This window comes from Streptomyces sp. NPDC002446 (assembly GCF_053595675.1).
On sequence record NZ_JBSFYC010000045.1, the window covers coordinates 1 to 16,515 of the forward strand.

The 16,515-nt window shown below is 70.1% G+C and carries 14 protein-coding genes and 1 riboswitch; of the genes, 8 read left to right on the forward strand and 6 right to left on the reverse strand.

Annotation, left to right across the window (positions count from 1 at the left end):
• The coding region (locus ACWD6P_RS23830; protein WP_451446177.1) for a sensor histidine kinase at window positions 1–417 on the forward strand (417 nt) is incomplete at its 5' end.
• Window positions 418–425: 8 nt separating this feature from the next.
• Here ACWD6P_RS23830 and ACWD6P_RS23835 read toward each other — a convergent pair.
• The 4 genes from ACWD6P_RS23835 to ACWD6P_RS23850 all read right to left on the reverse strand — a co-directional run bounded on the left by ACWD6P_RS23835 (window position 426) and on the right by ACWD6P_RS23850 (window position 5,179).
• Window positions 426–1,988, reverse strand: coding sequence for a glycoside hydrolase family 3 protein (locus ACWD6P_RS23835; protein WP_451446178.1), 1,563 nt, complete (start codon window positions 1,986–1,988; stop codon window positions 426–428).
• Between the two features lie 8 nt (window positions 1,989–1,996).
• Window positions 1,997–2,827: a carbohydrate ABC transporter permease gene (locus ACWD6P_RS23840; protein WP_451446179.1), complete on the reverse strand. Its 831-nt coding sequence runs from the start codon at window positions 2,825–2,827 to the stop codon at window positions 1,997–1,999.
• On the reverse strand, window positions 2,824–3,807 hold the full coding sequence (locus tag ACWD6P_RS23845; RefSeq protein ID WP_451446180.1) for a carbohydrate ABC transporter permease: 984 nt from the start codon (window positions 3,805–3,807) through the stop codon (window positions 2,824–2,826). Before ACWD6P_RS23845 ends, ACWD6P_RS23840 begins: the two co-directional genes overlap by 4 nt.
• Window positions 3,808–3,910: 103 nt before the next feature.
• A complete protein-coding gene (locus tag ACWD6P_RS23850; RefSeq protein ID WP_451446181.1) occupies window positions 3,911–5,179 on the reverse strand; it encodes an extracellular solute-binding protein in 1,269 nt (422 codons plus the stop codon).
• Window positions 5,180–5,420: 241 nt separating this feature from the next.
• On the opposite strand from ACWD6P_RS23850, the gene ACWD6P_RS23855 reads away from it, so the two are divergent.
• The 3 genes from ACWD6P_RS23855 to mctP all read left to right on the forward strand — a co-directional run bounded on the left by ACWD6P_RS23855 (window position 5,421) and on the right by mctP (window position 8,443).
• Window positions 5,421–6,185, forward strand: coding sequence for a GntR family transcriptional regulator (locus tag ACWD6P_RS23855; protein ID WP_451446225.1), 765 nt, complete (start codon window positions 5,421–5,423; stop codon window positions 6,183–6,185).
• Window positions 6,186–6,497: 312 nt separating this feature from the next.
• Window positions 6,498–6,758: a DUF3311 domain-containing protein gene (locus tag ACWD6P_RS23860; protein WP_451446182.1), complete on the forward strand. Its 261-nt coding sequence runs from the start codon at window positions 6,498–6,500 to the stop codon at window positions 6,756–6,758.
• 8 nt (window positions 6,759–6,766) lie between these two features.
• Window positions 6,767–8,443, forward strand: a complete 1,677-nt coding sequence (mctP, locus tag ACWD6P_RS23865; RefSeq protein ID WP_451446226.1) for a monocarboxylate uptake permease MctP — start codon at window positions 6,767–6,769, stop codon at window positions 8,441–8,443.
• A 9-nt stretch (window positions 8,444–8,452) separates the two neighbouring features.
• Here mctP and ACWD6P_RS23870 read toward each other — a convergent pair whose 3' ends face one another.
• The gene (locus tag ACWD6P_RS23870; RefSeq protein ID WP_451446183.1) at window positions 8,453–9,076 is read right to left on the reverse strand and encodes a Uma2 family endonuclease; all 624 of its coding nucleotides are present in this window, start codon (window positions 9,074–9,076) and stop codon (window positions 8,453–8,455) included.
• A 105-nt stretch (window positions 9,077–9,181) separates the two neighbouring features.
• Between ACWD6P_RS23870 and ACWD6P_RS23875 the strand changes: the two genes are divergently transcribed.
• The 4 genes from ACWD6P_RS23875 (at window position 9,182) to ACWD6P_RS23890 (ending at window position 15,750) form a co-directional block, all read left to right on the forward strand.
• The gene (locus ACWD6P_RS23875; protein ID WP_451446184.1) at window positions 9,182–9,685 is read left to right on the forward strand and encodes a GNAT family N-acetyltransferase; all 504 of its coding nucleotides are present in this window, start codon (window positions 9,182–9,184) and stop codon (window positions 9,683–9,685) included.
• Between the two features lie 126 nt (window positions 9,686–9,811).
• Window positions 9,812–9,962, forward strand: a riboswitch (cobalamin riboswitch).
• Window positions 9,963–10,123: 161 nt separating this feature from the next.
• Window positions 10,124–12,565: a ribonucleoside-diphosphate reductase subunit alpha gene (locus tag ACWD6P_RS23880; protein ID WP_451446185.1), complete on the forward strand. Its 2,442-nt coding sequence runs from the start codon at window positions 10,124–10,126 to the stop codon at window positions 12,563–12,565.
• Complete coding sequence (locus ACWD6P_RS23885) at window positions 12,565–13,614, forward strand: ribonucleotide-diphosphate reductase subunit beta (RefSeq protein ID WP_451446186.1); 1,050 nt, start codon at window positions 12,565–12,567, stop codon at window positions 13,612–13,614. The genes ACWD6P_RS23880 and ACWD6P_RS23885 overlap by 1 nt, the downstream gene beginning before the upstream one ends.
• Window positions 13,615–13,767: 153 nt before the next feature.
• Entirely contained in the window at window positions 13,768–15,750 is a 1,983-nt protein-coding gene (locus ACWD6P_RS23890; protein WP_451446187.1) for a transglycosylase domain-containing protein, read from the forward strand.
• 70 nt (window positions 15,751–15,820) lie between these two features.
• Here ACWD6P_RS23890 and def read toward each other — a convergent pair whose 3' ends face one another.
• The gene (gene def, locus ACWD6P_RS23895) at window positions 15,821–16,465 is read right to left on the reverse strand and encodes a peptide deformylase (RefSeq protein WP_451446188.1); all 645 of its coding nucleotides are present in this window, start codon (window positions 16,463–16,465) and stop codon (window positions 15,821–15,823) included.
• Between the last annotated feature and the right edge of the window lie 50 nt (window positions 16,466–16,515).

Consider the following 16,515-nt stretch of genomic DNA (forward strand, 5'->3'; position numbering starts at 1 on the left):
GCGGTGGACCAGACGCGGGAGGAGGCGCAGGGCAAGGGGGTGGAGCTGCGGGGGGTGCGTCAGCAGGTGTTCGTCCAGGGCAATGGTGTGCTGCTGGAGCGGATCGCGCTGAATCTGGTGCAGAACGCGGTGCGGTACAACGTGGCGGAGGAGGGCTGGGTGGAGGTGACCACCCAGGCGCTTCCGGGGTGTGCGGTGCTGGTGGTCGCCAATACGGGGCCGGTGGTTCCGGCGTATGAGGTGGAGAACCTCTTCGAGCCGTTCCGGCGGCTGCGTACCGAGCGCACCGGCAGCGACAAGGGCGTGGGTCTGGGCCTGTCCATCGTGCGCTCGGTGGTGCGCGCACACGACGGCACGATCACCGCCGAGCCCCGCGACGGGGGCGGCCTGACCCTGCGCGTCGTACTGCCGCGGTAGCCGTGCGCTCAGCCGTGCTCCGCCCGGTGGTGGCCGGTGAGGGCCTCGGCCGCGGCCTGGCCGCAGACCCGGGCGGCGCCGTGGGTGGCGAGGTGGAGCGCGCCCCGCGGCGGGGCCTGGGGGACGCCCATTTCGACGACGGCGGTGTCCGGGCGGGCGGCGAGCAGGGCGTGCAGCGCGTCGGCCATCCAGGGGTGGCGGTGGACGTCGCGGACGACGGCGACGATACGCCGGCCGCCGGCCGCGGCGAGCAGGCCGTCGATCAGCGCCGCGGTACCGGCGCCGGCGGCCGACTCGGCGGTGTAGGCGGCGGTTTCGGTGCCGGGGAGGAGGCGGGCCAGTTCGGCGCCGACGCCCCAGGGGGTGTCGTCGCCCACGGCGATGTTGGCGAGGGGGGTGAAGGCGGCGACATGGGCGGGGCCGGTCAGCGGCTCGTACGGCCGGCCGGCGGTCGTACGGCGCAGGGCGCGCCGGGCCGCGGTCAGGCCGATCCCGGGTGCGGGCGCGGCCCCCTCCCCCGCGCCCGCGCTCCCGGTCCAGCGTGCCAGGGCACGCACCCGTGCTGCGGCGTCGGCGAGCCGCTCCTCCGGCAGCTCGCCATCGCGCACCGCCCGCACCAGGGCGTCCCGCAGCCGCAGCACGGTGTCCTCGTCGGCCAGTCCGCCGCCCACACAGATCGCGTCGGCGCCGGCCGCGACGGCCAGCACGCTGCCGCGCTCGATGCCGTAGGTGGCGGAGATGGCCTGCATCTCCATCCCGTCGGTGACGATCAGCCCGTCGAAGCCGAGGCCGCCCTCGGCGACGGGGGCGCGCAGCAGTCCGTGGAGCGCGGCCGGGCTGAGCGTGGCGGGGCGGTCGCCGTCCAGGGCGGGCAGCAGGATGTGTGCGCTCATCACGGCCCGGGTGCCGGCGGCGACGGCGGCGCGGAACGGCACCAGTTCGCGTTCCTGGAGGGTGGGCAGGTCAGCGGCGATGCGCGGCAGGTCGTGGTGGGAGTCGACGGCGGTGTCGCCGTGGCCCGGGAAGTGCTTGGTGCAGGCGGCGACGCCGGCCGACTGCAGCCCCTCGACGTAGGCGGCGGTGTGCCGGGCGACCAGCTGCGGGTCGGCGCCGAAGGAGCGGACGCCGATGACCGGGTTGGCGGGGTTGGAGTTGACGTCGGCGGAGGGTGCCCAGTTGAGGTTGACGCCGCAGTCGGCCAGCCGGCGGCCGAGCTCGCGGGCGACCGCGCGGGTCAGGGCGGTGTCGTCGACGGCGCCCAGCGCGTGGTTGCCGGGGAAGGAGGAGCCGCCGCGTACGTCGAGGCGGGTGACGTCGCCGCCCTCCTCATCGATGGCGACCAGGATGTCCTCGCGTTCCGCCCGCAACCGGGCGGTGAGGGCGGCGAGTTGCCCGGGGTCGGTGATGTTGCGGCCGAAGAGCCCGACCGAGGCCAGGCCCTCTGCGACCCGGCGCAGCAGCCAGTCGGGGGCGGTGGTGCCGGTGAAGCCGGGCTGGAGGACGGCGAGCGCGTCGCGGGTGAGGGTGTCGGCGGAGCGTACGGAGTGCGCCGAGCCTGCGGAAGGAGTCATGGACTGCGTTATCCCTTCACTGCGCCGGAGGTGAGACCGCCGACCGCCTTGCGTTGCAGGAACAGGAAGAGGACCAGGATCGGGACGGCGAAGATCGAGGCGGCGGCCATGGTGGCACCCCAGTCGTCCCCGAACTGGGTCTGGAACTGCGAGAGCCACAGCGGCAGGGTGCCCATGGCCGGCTCCTTGTTGAGGACCAGCACCAGCGGGAACTCGTTCCAGGCGGTGATGAAGCCGAAGAGGGAGGTGGCCATCAGACCAGGCGCCAGCAGCGGGAAGACGACCTTGGTGAAGGCCTGGCGGCGGGAGCAGCCGTCGACCATCGCGGACTCCTCCAGCTCCTTGGGCACCGCGGCGACATAGCCCCGCAGCGTCAGGAGGGTGAAGGGCAGCACCATCAGCATGTAGAAGAAGGTGAGCGGCACCAGGCTGTTGAGCATGTCCGCGTCCCGCACGATCAGGTAGATCGAGATCACCATGACCTCCCAGGGCGCCATCTGGGCGACCATGAAGGTCAGCAGGATGCCCTTGCGGCCCCTGAAGCGCATGCGGGTGAGCGCGAACGCCCCGCACAGCGCGATGACCAGCGACAGCCCGACGGCGAGGACGGTCACGACGACGGAGTTCCCGGCCAGGGTCCAGAAGTCCGGGGCCTGCACGGCGGTCGCGAAGTGCTCGAAGGTGCCGTGGAAGGGGAACCACACGGGGTCTTCGCTGATGATGTCCCGGGTCGGTTTGAAGGCCGTGTTGAACATCCAGTAGACCGGGAAGACGAAGCCGGCGGCGAGCACGATCGCCGTGGCGTTGGGCCAGATCCGGCCGGCGAGGGAGTGCTTCACCGCTCGTTCTCCTCTTGCTGTTCCTGCTTGACCGTCAGTCGCAGGTAGTACGCGGTCATGACCAGCAGCACGGCGATCGTCAGCAGCGAGATCGCGGCTCCCATACCGAAGCGGAGGTTGCCGACGCCCTCGGTGAAGGCGTAGATCGGCAGGGTCTCGGTGAGCCGGTCCGGGCCGCCCTCGTTGATCGCGAAGATCTGCGGGAACGCCTTGAAGACCCAGATGATCTCCAGGAACGTCGTGGCGAGGAAGAAGGGCCGCAGGAACGGGAAGGTGACCGAGGTGAAGACCTTCCAGGTGCCGGCGCCGTCCATCCGGGCCGCCTCGTAGAGCTCCTTGGGGATGGTCGTGGTGGCGGCGTAGAGGTTGAGCGCCACGAACGGCAGCGACTGCCAGACGATCAGTACGGTGATCACGAAGAAGGTCGACAGCTGGCTGCCGACCCAGTCGTAGTGGGCCATCTGGTGCCAGCCGAGCCTGTCCAGCAGCCAGTTGACGACGCCGTAGCGGGAGTCGAAGAGCCACTGGAAGACGGTGGTGGCGGCGATCACCGGCATGGCCCAGGCCAGCACCAGCGCGACGGACAGCGTCAGCCGCATCTTCGTGCCGAGCCGGGCCAGCAGCAGTCCGATCAGTACGCCGAGGACCATGATCAGGGCGACGTTGACGGCGGTGAAGGCGACGGTGCGGCCGGTGACCCGCCAGAACTGCTCGCTGCCCAGGACCTCCTGGTAGTTGCCGGTCCCGCGCCAGTCGGTCAGATGCTGGATCAGCTCCTTCATGTTGAGGTTCTGGAAGGAGAGCAGCAGATTGCGGACCATGGGCCAGCCCAGGAGCACCGCGGTCGCGAGCAGGGCCGGCAGCAGCAGGAGATAGGGCGTGCGGGAGGTGCGCCGGCCGCCGCGGCGGGCGGGAGGTGCGCCTCCCTTTCCGGTCCGCGGCGCGGTGTGCGTCACCGCGTCGTCGAGCTGCACTGCCATGGGTCGCTGCTCCCCCTCGTCGGCGTCGGTCGCCGTGGATCCTCGGTGTGCCGGCGGCAGGCGTACGGGGCCGGGCGGCCGGCCCCGTACGCGGTGGTGGTCCCTACTGCTTGGCGAGCCGCGCGTTGACCTCGGACTCGATGTCCTTGGCGGCGTCGGCCGGGGACTTGCCGTTCAGAACGGCGGTCATATAGCTCTTGATCGGGTTCGGTACGTTCTCCACCGCGGCCCACTGCGGAATCAGCGGGGTGGTGCCGCCCGACTTCTGCGCCGCGGCCGCGGCGGCCGCGGTCGCCGGATTCTCCTTGGCGGCGTCGGCCAGGTCCGGGGACTTCGGGGTCCAGCCGGCTTCCCTGACCATCTGCGCGTCGTTCTTCTTCGACAGGGCGATCTTCAGGAATTCCTTGGCGAGTTCCTGGTTCTTGCCCATACCGGCGACGGCGAAGTTGGAGCCGCCGAGGAATACGCCCTCGGGCCGGTCCGCGGTCTCGCCGGGGATGGTGAAGAATCCGATGTCCTTCTTGATTTCCGGGTTGGCCTTGACGGCGGTCGCGGCCTCGTAGCCCATGGCGATGACGGCGCCGGTCTTGCCCTTGGCGAAGACCTCGGCCTGCTGCGGGGTGGCCTCGTCCTTGTTCTTCGGGGCGCTGCTGAAGGCCTGGTACTGCTTGTAGATGTCCATGGCCTTGGAGACCTTGGGGTCGCCGAGGTTGGAAACCCACTTGCCGCCCTGCTTCTTCACCAGGTCGGCGCCGGTGCCGATGGTCAGACCGTCGAAGAAGTACCAGTTCTGGCCGGGGAGGTACAGCGGCTCGGCGTCGGTCTTCTTCTTGATGGCGTCCAGCGCCTTGAAGAGTTCGTTGCGGGTCTTGGGGGTGCCCTTCAGACCGGCCTCGGCCCAGATCTTCTTGTTGTACATCACCACGCGGTTTCCGGCGTACCACGGCAGCGCGTACTGCTTTCCGTCCACGAGCGAGGCCTTGTTGAAGGCATCGTTCCAGCCGGCGCCGATCTCCTTCTTCAGATCGCCGAGCTCGGCCAGGGCGCCGGCCTTCGCATAGGCGGCGGTCTGGGTGTTGCCGATTTCGACGACATCCGGCGGGGTGTCCTCGGAAAGGGCGGTGCTCAGCTTCTGCTGAATCCCGTTCCACTGCTGGACCTTGAACTCGACGGTGGCGCCGGTCTTCTTCCTGAATTCCGCGGAGACCTGTTTGCTCCACTGCTCCGGGTTCGAACCGCTCATCACCCAAACGGTCAGCTTCTGGCCCTTGAAGCCATCCGCGCCCGCCTTCCCGCCGTCGCTGGACCCACAGGCAGCGACACTCACCAGCATTCCCGCGACCGCCGTCGCTGCTATGAGCCCACGCTTCATTGCGCTCTCCCCTAAAGGCCGGGTGTGGTCTTTAATGGTTTAGACCAGTGCCCGCAGCTTGGCCTAGACCTTTTGGGGTGTCAAGGGTGTATAAGAGTCGCTGTCAGGTCCGTTACCGGACCGACATCTGGCACGCCGGGACCTGCGAGGGAGCACGGAGAACCCGCCCGTGCCACGATGTGAGCCGCTACGTACGGAGGAGCCGGTGACGGCAGCACGACAGGCGTCGGAGAGGCGGGCCATGGAGAGCGACGGCGGGGGCAGCGCGGAGAGCGGCGGCGGCGCGCGGACCGCGCGGGTGCCCAAGTACTACCGCCTCAAGCGGCACTTGCTGGAGATCACCGAGACCCTGCCGCCCGGCACCCCGGTACCGCCCGAGCGCACCCTCGCCGCGGAGTTCGACACCTCCCGTACGACGGTGCGCCAGGCGCTGCAGGAGCTGGTCGTCGAGGGCCGGCTGGAACGCATCCAGGGCAAGGGCACGTTCGTGGCCAAGCCCAAGGTCTCCCAGGCGCTGCAACTGACCTCCTACACGGAGGACATGCGGGCCCAGGGCCTGGAGCCGACCTCCCAGCTGCTGGACATCGGCTATGTCACCGCCGACGACCGGCTGGCCGGCCTGCTGGACATCGTCCCCGGCGGCCGGGTGCTGCGCATCGAACGGCTGCGGCTGGCCAGCGGGGAGCCGATGGCCATCGAGACCACCCATCTGTCGGCGAAGCGCTTCCCGGCGCTGCGCCGCAACCTCGTCAAGTACACCTCCCTCTACACCGCGCTGGCCGAGGTGTACGACGTACGCCTCGCGGAGGCCGAGGAGACCATCGAGACCTCGCTGGCCACCCCCCGCGAGGCCGGTCTGCTGGGCACCGACGTGGGCCTGCCGATGCTGATGCTCTCGCGGCACTCGCTCGACGCCCTGGGCCGACCGGTGGAGTGGGTGCGCTCGGTCTACCGCGGCGACCGCTACAAGTTCGTGGCCAGGCTGCAGCGTCCCGCGGCGGACTGACGGGGGCCGGCCCGGACGCGGCTGGGGGTCCGGGGGTTACCCCCCGGGAAGACACAGCGTGGCCAGGCTGCAGCGGCCCGCGGCGGACTGACGGGGGCCGGCCCGGACGCGGCTGGGGGTCCGGGGGTTATCCCCCGGGAAGACACAGCGTGGCCCGGCTGCAGCGTCCCGCGGAGTGAACTGCGGCCGCGGACCGCGGCGCCCGCTCGGATTTGTCATACCGATATGCGGACACCTAGTGACGCGCGCCACGGCCCTGCCATAGATTTCCAGCCCATCGCACAGGAGATCGCCACGGACGGAGCCACGCCGATGCCAGAGCCAGCCGAATCCCCCGCCAGCAGACAAGTCGTCACACCGACGCGTGTGGTGGCCGGACTGTGCCTGCTCGCTCCGTTCGTGGCGATGCTGTGGGTGAGTTCGTACGCCCGGATGGAGCCGACGCTCATCGGGATCCCGTTCTTCTACTGGTACCAGATGCTGTGGGTGCTCATCTCGACCGCGCTGACGACGGTCGCCTACAAGCTCGTGCAGCGTGAGCAGCGCGCCCGCAAGGGGGGTGCGGACCAGTGACGTACGCCATGACCGCACCGGGCACCTCTGCCCCGCTCGCCGCCTCCTCGACCCAGGGCGTCAACGGCGTGGCGCTCGCCGTCTTCGTCTTCTTCTTCCTCGCCGTGACGGTCATGGGGTTCCTGGCCGCCCGCTGGCGCAAGGCCGAGGAGTCCGCCAACCTCGACGAATGGGGCCTGGGCGGCCGCAGCTTCGGCACCTGGGTGACGTGGTTCCTGCTGGGCGGCGACCTCTACACCGCCTACACGTTCGTGGCCGTACCGGCGGCGATCTACGCGGCGGGCGCGGCCGGCTTCTTCGCCGTCCCGTACACGATCCTGGTCTACCCCCTCATCTTCACCTTCCTCCCGCGCCTGTGGTCGGTCTCGCACAAGCACGGGTACGTCACCACCTCCGACTTCGTCCGCGGCCGCTTCGGGTCCAGGGGCCTGTCGCTGGCCGTGGCGCTGACCGGCATCCTCGCGACGATGCCCTACATCGCGCTCCAACTGGTCGGTATCCAGGCCGTGCTGGACGTGATGGGCGTCGGCGGCGGCGAGCACACCAACTGGTTCGTCAAGGACCTGCCGCTGCTGATCGCCTTCGCGGTCCTGGCGGCCTACACCTACTCCTCCGGCCTGCGCGCCCCGGCCCTGATCGCCTTCGTCAAGGATGGCCTGATCTATCTGGTCATCGCCGTGGCGATCGTCTACATCCCGATCAAGCTGGGCGGATTCGAGGGAATCTTCGACGCGGCGGGCAAGGCGTTCGCCGAGCCCGGCGCCGTTCCCGGCCAGCCGCGCGGCGAGCTGACCAGCGGGCCCGCCAAGCAGTGGACGTACGCGACGCTGGCGCTCGGCTCGGCCCTGGCGCTCTTCATGTACCCGCACTCGATCACCGCCACGCTCTCCTCGCGCAGCCGCAACGTCATCCGCCGCAACACCACGATCCTGCCCCTCTACTCCCTGATGCTGGGCCTCCTGGCGCTGCTCGGCTTCATGGCGATCAAGGCCGGTACGGACATCCAGGGCAACCCGCAGCTGGCCATCCCCCAGCTGTTCGAGGACATGTTCCCGAGCTGGTTCTCCGGCGTCGCCTTCGCCGCGATCGGCATCGGCGCACTCGTCCCGGCGGCGATCATGTCCATCGCCGCGGCCAACCTCTTCACCCGCAACGTCTACAAGGACTTCCTCAAGCGGGACGCCACGCCCGAGCAGGAGCACAAGGTCGCCAAGCTCGTCTCCCTGCTGGTCAAGGTCGGCGCCCTGGTCTTCGTCCTCACCATGGACAAGACCGTCGCGATCAACTTCCAGCTGCTGGGCGGCATCTGGATCCTGCAGACCATGCCGTCCCTGGTGGGCGGCCTGTTCACCCGCTGGTTCCACCGCTGGGCGCTGCTGGCCGGCTGGGCGGTCGGCATGCTCTACGGCACGCTCGCGGCCTACGGCGTCGCCAGCCCGACCCAGAAGCACTTCGGCGGATCGTCCGCCGAGATCCCCGGCATCGGCGAGATCGGCTACATCGGCCTGACCGCCTTCGTCCTGAACGTCGTGGTGACGGTGGTGCTCACCTTCGCCCTGAAGGCCGCCAAGGCCCCTGAGGGCGTCGACGAGACCAGCCCCGCCGACTACACCGCGGACGCCGGCGACAAGGGCGTCTCGGCCGATCTGCCACCGGCTACGGCGGGGGCACCGGCGGGGCACTGAGGCGCCGGATCACGCTCGGCTGCGGGCCGCCGCATCCCTCCGGGGTGCGGCGGCCCAGTCTTTGAGCGGCTCCGTTTCCAGAGTGATGTCCACGGGGGCGGGCAGGTGAAGCGCCTTGCCGAACGCGACGGTGAGGACGTCCTCGTAGCGGGAGGCATCCGGCTCGCTGTGCAGCGTGAGCTGACGTTCTTCCCGCTCGATCAGCAGATACAGCGGGATGCCGGCCTCCGCATAGGCACGGGGCTTCTGCACCCGGGCACGGTGGTCGGCTCCGGGGTCGTACGAGGTGATCTCGACGACCATCAACGCCGGTTCAGGATCCACCCATTCCCCTTGGCCCACGAAAGCCCCGCTGTGCGCGAGCAGACCGTCCGGGCAGGCGCGTCCATCGCGGCCGGACTGCACCTTCAGGCCCTGGGAGGCCGAGAGCCAGAGTTCGGGCCGACGCCGCAGGAAGAGGCGGGTAAGCCACGCGATGATCCGTCCGTGGTTCCCGTCGGGTCCGGCTTTGCTGCTGACCATTTCCTCGATGAGCTCCAGCCTCGGACGCTCGTCCGCGCGAGCGAGTATCCGAGCGGCCTCTTCGAAGTACTCGGTGAGCGTGCGGTAGGGCCGGTCGGCGGAATCGGTCATGAGACCTTCTCCTTTCGCTGCCGAGCTGAGCTGGGGCGTGCTCCCGACGATAGCGAGGGCCACTGACACCCACCCCGCCATCAACCCACCCCCACACTGGACCCCATGGACATCACGATCAGGCCCGTGCGCCAGGCGGAGTTCGGTGTGGTCGGCGAGTTGCTGGTGGCGGTCTATCTGGCCGATGGGCTGCTGGTGGCCGGGGAGGGCGACACGTACGCGGCGAAGCTGCGGGAGGTGGCCGAGCGGGCGGAGCAGGCGGATGTGCTGGTGGCCGTGGAGGGGCCGGGCGAGCGGGTGGTGGGGACGGTCACCTTCAGCGCGTACGGGAGTCCGTACGCGGAGCTGGCGCGGCCCGGGGAGGGGGAGTTCCGGATGCTGGCGGTGGCGTCCGAGGGGCGCGGGCGGGGAGTCGGGGAGGCGTTGGTGGCGGCATGTCTGGAGCGGGCGCGGGTGCTCGGGCTGCACGGCATGGTGCTGTCCAGTCCGCGCCATGTGCGGCCCGCGCACCGGCTCTACCGGCGGCTGGGGTTCGAGCGCGCCGAGGAGCGGGACTGGGAGCCCGTACCGGGCGTCATGCTCTGGGCGTTCGCCCGGGAATTGGCCTGAAGGGCGCGCCGGGCCCGGCCCCGGAGCCGTTCCGGGCCCGGCCGCACCCCCTGGCGCTTCGCACACGTGTCGGAGTGGTATGAGGCGGCGACACAAGATGTGGGGGTGCGTACGGGGTGCGGCACAAGATGTATGCTCGTCCTCGCTGTCGCCGCAGGGGAATCCGGTGGGAATCCGGAACTGTCCCGCAACGGTGTAGGAGCGCGCCCAGTGGCCTGATGACGGCTCTGCCGCGCGCCCGTGAAGTCCGAGGACCTGCCGACGGTACGCCCGCACCGCCATCGGTGCGGACGTCGATACGTCCGGGCCCCGAGGGCTGGGCCGGTGGACGCCGCGCGGTGTGCCCGCGCACCCCATTCCGTCACGGGGTGCCGCATGCGCGCGTGCGCCCGTCGCGCCCCGCCCCTCCGGCCCCCGCCGAGTGAGGGAGAGCATCACGTGACCATCGCGCCAACGGAACCCGCGTCAGACGCCGAGGTCGTGCAGCCTGCGGTGACCACGCCTGCCGCCCCCGTCGGCGGGCCGGGCGAGGACGGGCAGGACGGTCCGGGCGTTGCGCTGCTGCGCACCCTGACCGCGCTGACCGAGGACCTGACCGCGACCGACCCCGGCAAGGTGGCCGCCGCCGCCCTGCGCGGCAGGTACGAGGGCGCAGGCGGGGCCGAACTGCGGTCGCTGGCCATCGACGCCGCGGCCGGCCTGATCGGTGACGAGCCGCAGTACTCCAAGCTCGCCGCGCGGCTGCTCACCCTCGCGATCTCGGAGGAGGCGGCCGAACAGGGGGCGGTCGCCTTCTCCGCCTCCATCGAGGTCGGCCACCGCGAGGGGCTGATCGCCGACGAGACCGCGGAGTTCGTACGGGCCCACGCCGCCCGGCTGGACGCGCTGGTCGACAAGGCGCTCGCCGACGGTGCCGACGACCGCTTCGGATACTTCGGGCTGCGCACCCTGCACTCGCGCTACCTGCTGCGGCACCCCACCACCCGTCAGGTCATCGAGACGCCCCAGCACTTCCTGCTGCGGGTGGCCTGCGGCCTGGCCGAGGACCACTCGGAGCGCGCCCTGGACGACGTCGCCGAGCTGTACCGCCTGACCAGCTCGCTGTCGTACCTCCCCTCCTCCCCCACCCTCTTCAACTCCGGCACCCGCCACCCGCAGATGTCGTCCTGCTATCTGCTGGACTCCCCGCTGGACGAGCTGGACTCGATCTACGACCGGTACCACCAGGTGGCCCGGCTGTCCAAGCACGCCGGCGGCATCGGCCTGTCGTACTCCCGCATCCGCGCCCGCGGTTCGCTGATCCGCGGCACCAACGGGCACTCCAACGGCATCGTGCCGTTCCTGCGCACCCTGGACGCCTCGGTCGCGGCCGTGAACCAGGGCGGCCGGCGCAAGGGCGCCGCCTGTGTCTACCTGGAGACCTGGCATGCGGACATCGAGGAGTTCCTGGAGCTGCGCGACAACACCGGTGAGGAGGCCCGCCGCACCCACAACCTGAACATCGCGCACTGGATCCCGGACGAGTTCATGCGCCGGGTGGAGGCGGACGCCGACTGGTCGCTGTTCTCCCCCTCGGACGTCCCGGAGCTGGTGGACCTGTGGGGCGACGAGTTCGACGCCGCGTACCGCAAGGCCGAGGCGGACGGCCGGGCGCTCAAGCAGATCCCGGCCCGGGTGCTGTACTCCCGGATGATGCGCACCCTGGCGCAGACCGGCAACGGCTGGATGACGTTCAAGGACGCCGCCAACCGCACCGCCAACCAGACCGCCGAGCCCGGCAAGGTCGTGCACTCCTCCAACCTGTGCACCGAGATCCTGGAGGTGACCGACGACGGGGAGACCGCGGTCTGCAACCTGGGGTCGGTCAACCTCGCCGCGCACCTGGGTGCGGACGGCACGATGGACTGGGAGCGGCTGGACGCCACGGTCCGTACCGCCGTCACCTTCCTCGACCGCGTCGTGGACATCAACTTCTACCCGACCGAGCAGGCCGGGGCCTCCAACTCCCGCTGGCGCCCGGTCGGTCTGGGCCTGATGGGCCTGCAGGACGTCTTCTTCCGGCTGCGGCTGCCCTTCGACTCGCCCGAGGCGCGGGAGCTGTCGACCCGGATCTCCGAGCGGATCATGCTCGCCGCGTACGAGGCGTCCGCCGACCTCGCCGAGCGGCACGGCCCGCACCCGGCCTGGTCCGCGACCCGCACCGCCCGCGGTGTGCTGCACCCGGACCACTACCCGAACGCCGAGCCCCGCTGGGCGGACCGCTGGGCGGCGCTGCGCACCCGTATCGCCACGACCGGAATGCGCAACTCGCTCCTGCTGGCCATCGCGCCGACCGCGACCATCGCCTCGATCGCGGGCGTGTACGAGTGCATCGAGCCGCAGGTCTCCAACCTCTTCAAGCGCGAGACCCTGTCGGGCGAGTTCCTGCAGGTCAACGCGTATCTGATCGAGGAGCTCAAGGCGCTTGGGCTGTGGGACGCACGGACCCGTGACGCGCTGCGCGAGGCGAACGGCTCGGTGCAGGACGTCAGCTGGATCCCCGAGGAGGTCCGGGCGCTGTACCGCACCGCCTGGGAGATCCCGCAGCGTGCGCTGATCGACATGGCCGCGGCCCGTACGCCCTACCTCGACCAGAGCCAGTCGCTGAACCTCTTCATGGCGTCGCCGACCATCGGCAAGCTCAGCTCGATGTACGCCTACGCCTGGAAGCGCGGCATCAAGACGACGTACTACCTGCGCTCCCGCCCGGCGACCCGGATCGCCCAGTCGGCCCGCGGCACCGCGGCCGCCGCTCCCGTACCCGTCCCGCAGCAGGCCACCGACCCCGAGGCGGTCGCCTGCTCCCTGGAAAACCCCGAGTCCTGCGAGGCCTGCCAGTAATGACCACCGAGACCAACGCTTCGGCGACGCACACGGCCACCACCGGCACCAAGAACCTCCTGGACCCGGGATTCGAGCTGACGCTGCGCCCGATGCGCTACCCGGACTTCTACGACCGCTACCGCGACGCGATCAAGAACACCTGGACCGTGGAGGAGGTCGACCTCCACTCCGACGTCGCCGACCTCGCCAAGCTCTCGCCGGGTGAGCAGCACATGATCGGCCGGCTGGTCGCGTTCTTCGCGACCGGTGACTCGATCGTCGCCAACAACCTCGTGCTGACGCTCTACAAGCACATCAACTCCCCCGAGGCGCGGCTGTACCTGAGCCGTCAGCTGTTCGAGGAGGCGGTGCACGTCCAGTTCTATCTGACGCTGCTGGACACCTACCTCCCCGACCCGGACGACCGGGCCGCCGCCTTCGCGGCCGTGGAGAACATCCCGTCCATCCGGGAGAAGGCCGAGTTCTGCTTCAAGTGGATGGACTCGGTCGAGAGCATCGACCGGCTGGAGTCCAAGGCCGACCGGCGCCGCTTCCTGCTGAACCTGATCTGCTTCGCGGCCTGCATCGAGGGGCTGTTCTTCTACGGCGCGTTCGCGTACGTCTACTGGTTCCGCTCGCGCGGTCTGCTGCACGGGCTGGCCACCGGCACCAACTGGGTCTTCCGCGACGAGTCCATGCACATGGAGTTCGCGTTCTCGGTGGTGGACACGGTCCGCGAGGAGGAGCCCGACCTCTTCGACGACAAGCTGGAGCAGCAGGTCACCGAGATGCTCAAGGAGGCCGTCGAGGCCGAGCTGCAGTTCGGCCGCGATCTGTGCGGTGACGGCCTGCCGGGCATGAACACCGAGTCGATGCGCGAGTACCTCCAGTGCGTGGCCGACCAGCGGCTGCAGCGCCTGGGCTTCCCGCCTGTCTACGGCTCGGAGAACCCGTTCTCCTTCATGGAGCTGCAGAACGTCCAGGAGCTGACCAACTTCTTCGAGCGGCGGGCCTCGGCCTACCAGGTCGCCGTCGAGGGCTCGGTCTCCTTCGACGACGACTTCTGAGCCGAAGAGGCCGAAGAGACCCAAGAGACCGGCACACGTCGCGGGCCCGCTCGTTTCCCGGGCCCGCGACACCCGGTATGCCCTGGCCACCGGCGTATATGAGCGTTCTGTTACCTCGGCAACCGGAGTCGTGGCCACCACATCTTTGTGGATATGAAGGGCACGAAGGGGCGTCGTCGGTTCATCGACTATCCGCGCCAGGGTCGGGAGGGGCCGCGCCGCTGGCTGCCGTCATGGCGGCTGTGGCTCGGCACCCTCTCGTCCGGCGTTCTCTGCCTGGCGGGGCTGTTCGCCGTCGTCTACGCGAAGATCGACATCCCGAACGAGAACGAGCTCGCCGGGCAGGAGGCCACCGTCTACTACTGGGCGGACGGCAGCCAGATGGTCAGCGTGGGCGCCGTCAACCGGCAGAACGTCACCCTCGACATGGTGCCCGACTCCGTCGAGAACTCCGTGATAGCCGCGGAGAACGCCACCTTCTACACGGACCCCGGCGTCTCCCTCCAGGGAATTGCCCGCGCCGTGGTCAACATGGTCTCCGGAGAGGACACCCAGGGCGGCTCCACGATCACCCAGCAGTATGTGAAGAACACCTATCTCTCGCAGGACCAGACGCTCACCCGCAAGGCCCGGGAATTCATCCTGTCGCTGAAGGTGAGCAATCAGAAGTCCAAGCGGGAGATCCTGCGCGGATATCTCAACACCAGCTGGTTCGGCCGCGGTTCGTACGGAATCCAGGCGGCCGCCCACGCGTATTACGGCATCGACGCCAGGAAGCTGAATCCCAGCCAGGGCGCGCTGCTGGCCGCCCTGCTGAAGGGGTCGGAGCAGTACGACCCGGGGCTGAGCAAGGCGAATCACCAGCGGGCCGTGGAACGCTGGAAGTGGATACTCGACCGGCAGGTCGCCACCGGCCGGATGAGCAAGGAGGAGCGGGCGAAGTACCGCACGTTCCCCGAGCCCCGCTCCTTGTCGAAGCCCACCAGCCAGGCCGGCCAGATCGGCTATCTCGTCGATATCGCCAATAAGTTCGTCAAGGCCGGCACCGGCCTGACCGACAAGGACCTGGCGCGCGGCGGCTACCGCATTCACACCACCTTCGACAAACAGCGCACCCGCCGCCTGGAAAAGGCCGTGGCCGACGTCCGCCGCGCGCACCTCGATCCGAAGAAGCGCGAGGCCGACACCTTCGTGGAGTTCGGCGCCGCCTCCGTACGCCCCAAGGACGGGGCGATCGTCGCCCTCTACGGCGGCGCGGACGCCACCCGGCACTTCAGCAACAACGCGGACACCACGGCGGTCCCGGCCGGCTCCGCCTTCAAGCCGTTCGTGCTGGCGGCCGCGCTCCAGCAGCAAGTCGACGAGGGACCGGACGAGGACACCGAGCAGCCCGGGGAGCCGGGCGAGGCACAGCCGGTGGACTGGGAGAGCGGGCCGGGGGATCTGCACGGTGCCCTGCTGAAGGCCGAGAACCCGCCGTTCGTGCAGGCCGGGCAACGCATCGGGCTGGAGCGGATCCGGGATCTCGCGGTGGCCGCGGGGCTGCGCGAGGAGAGCATGGCGCCCCTGGAGCAGACGTTCCCGCTGGGCACCTCGGCGCCCAGCACGATCCGGATGGCGAGCGCCTACACCACCTTCGCCAACGGCGGGCTGCACGCCGACCCGTACGCGGTGTCCGGCATGACCTACGACGGCAAGAAGATCCGCGGCTTCGACCGCACCGCCCCGCGGCAGGTCCTCGACGCCGGGGTCGCCCAGGAGGTGACCGCGGCCCTGGAGGGGGTGGGCTGGCGCAGCCTGGGGTCGGACGGCGAGGTGGCCCGGGCGCCGGTCGCGGCCGGCCGTACGGAGCCGGGCGACCGGATGAAGTCGGCGTGGTTCATCGGCAGCCCGTCGGCCGCCGGCCCGGAATTCGCCACCGGGCCCGGCGCCGGCACGGGCAACTGGGGCGGCGTCCGCCCCGACCGCGCGCCCGGCGCCGACGGCGACGCCGAGCCCACCACCGCGATCACCCTGTTCCGCAACAAGCCGGGCGCCCCCGAGCTGCTGCCGATGCAGGGCGTCGGCGGCGCCGACTCCCAGCTCGGTACGGATCTCCCACCGAAGGTCTGGAGCGCCTACCAGGAGGCGTCGTAACGCGCGCGGGCGCCCGGCTGCGGTGGCATCCGGGCGCCCTGGGCGTGCCGAGCAGGCGGCACGTCCGCGGTCAGTCGTTGGCGACGACGGGGTAGCGCGGCTCCCGCTCGGCCATCTGCTTCAGCGCGTCCTTGCGGTCCCGCTTGCTGAGCCGGTCGATGTAGAGGTAGCCGTAGAGGTGGTCCGTCTCGTGCTGGAGGCAGCGCGCGAAGTAGCCGGTGCCCTGGACCGCGATCGGCTCGCCCTTGGCGTTCTGGCCCCGGACCACGGCGTAGTCGGGACGGGCCAGCTCGGCGTAGGCGCCCGGCACGGACAGGCAGCCCTCGTTGGAGTCGTCCAGCACCCGGCGCTCGGCGGGCAGCTCGTCCAGCACGGGGTTGCAGACCGCTCCGACGTGCCGGACGCCCTCGTCGTCCAGGCAGTCGTAGACGAAGACCTTCAGGTCCACACCGATCTGGTTGGCGGCCAGGCCGACGCCCTCGGCGGTGCGCTGGCTGGCGAACATGTCGTCGATGAGCCGGGCGAGCTCGTCGTCGAAGGCCGTGACGTCCTTGCACTCCTTGTGGAGCACCGGATTGCCGACGACCGTGATCGGCCGCGAGGTGCCGCGCTCGCGGTGGGCGGCCTCCCGCTCCCCGGCGTCCGTGACATCGTCGATGAACTCGTCGTCCACCCGCTGGTCACCCTCTTGATCAAACACAGGCTGCTGGGCCATCTCCGCCGTACGCCTTCCTCAAAAACCCTGATGAGTCGCCCTACAGCCTA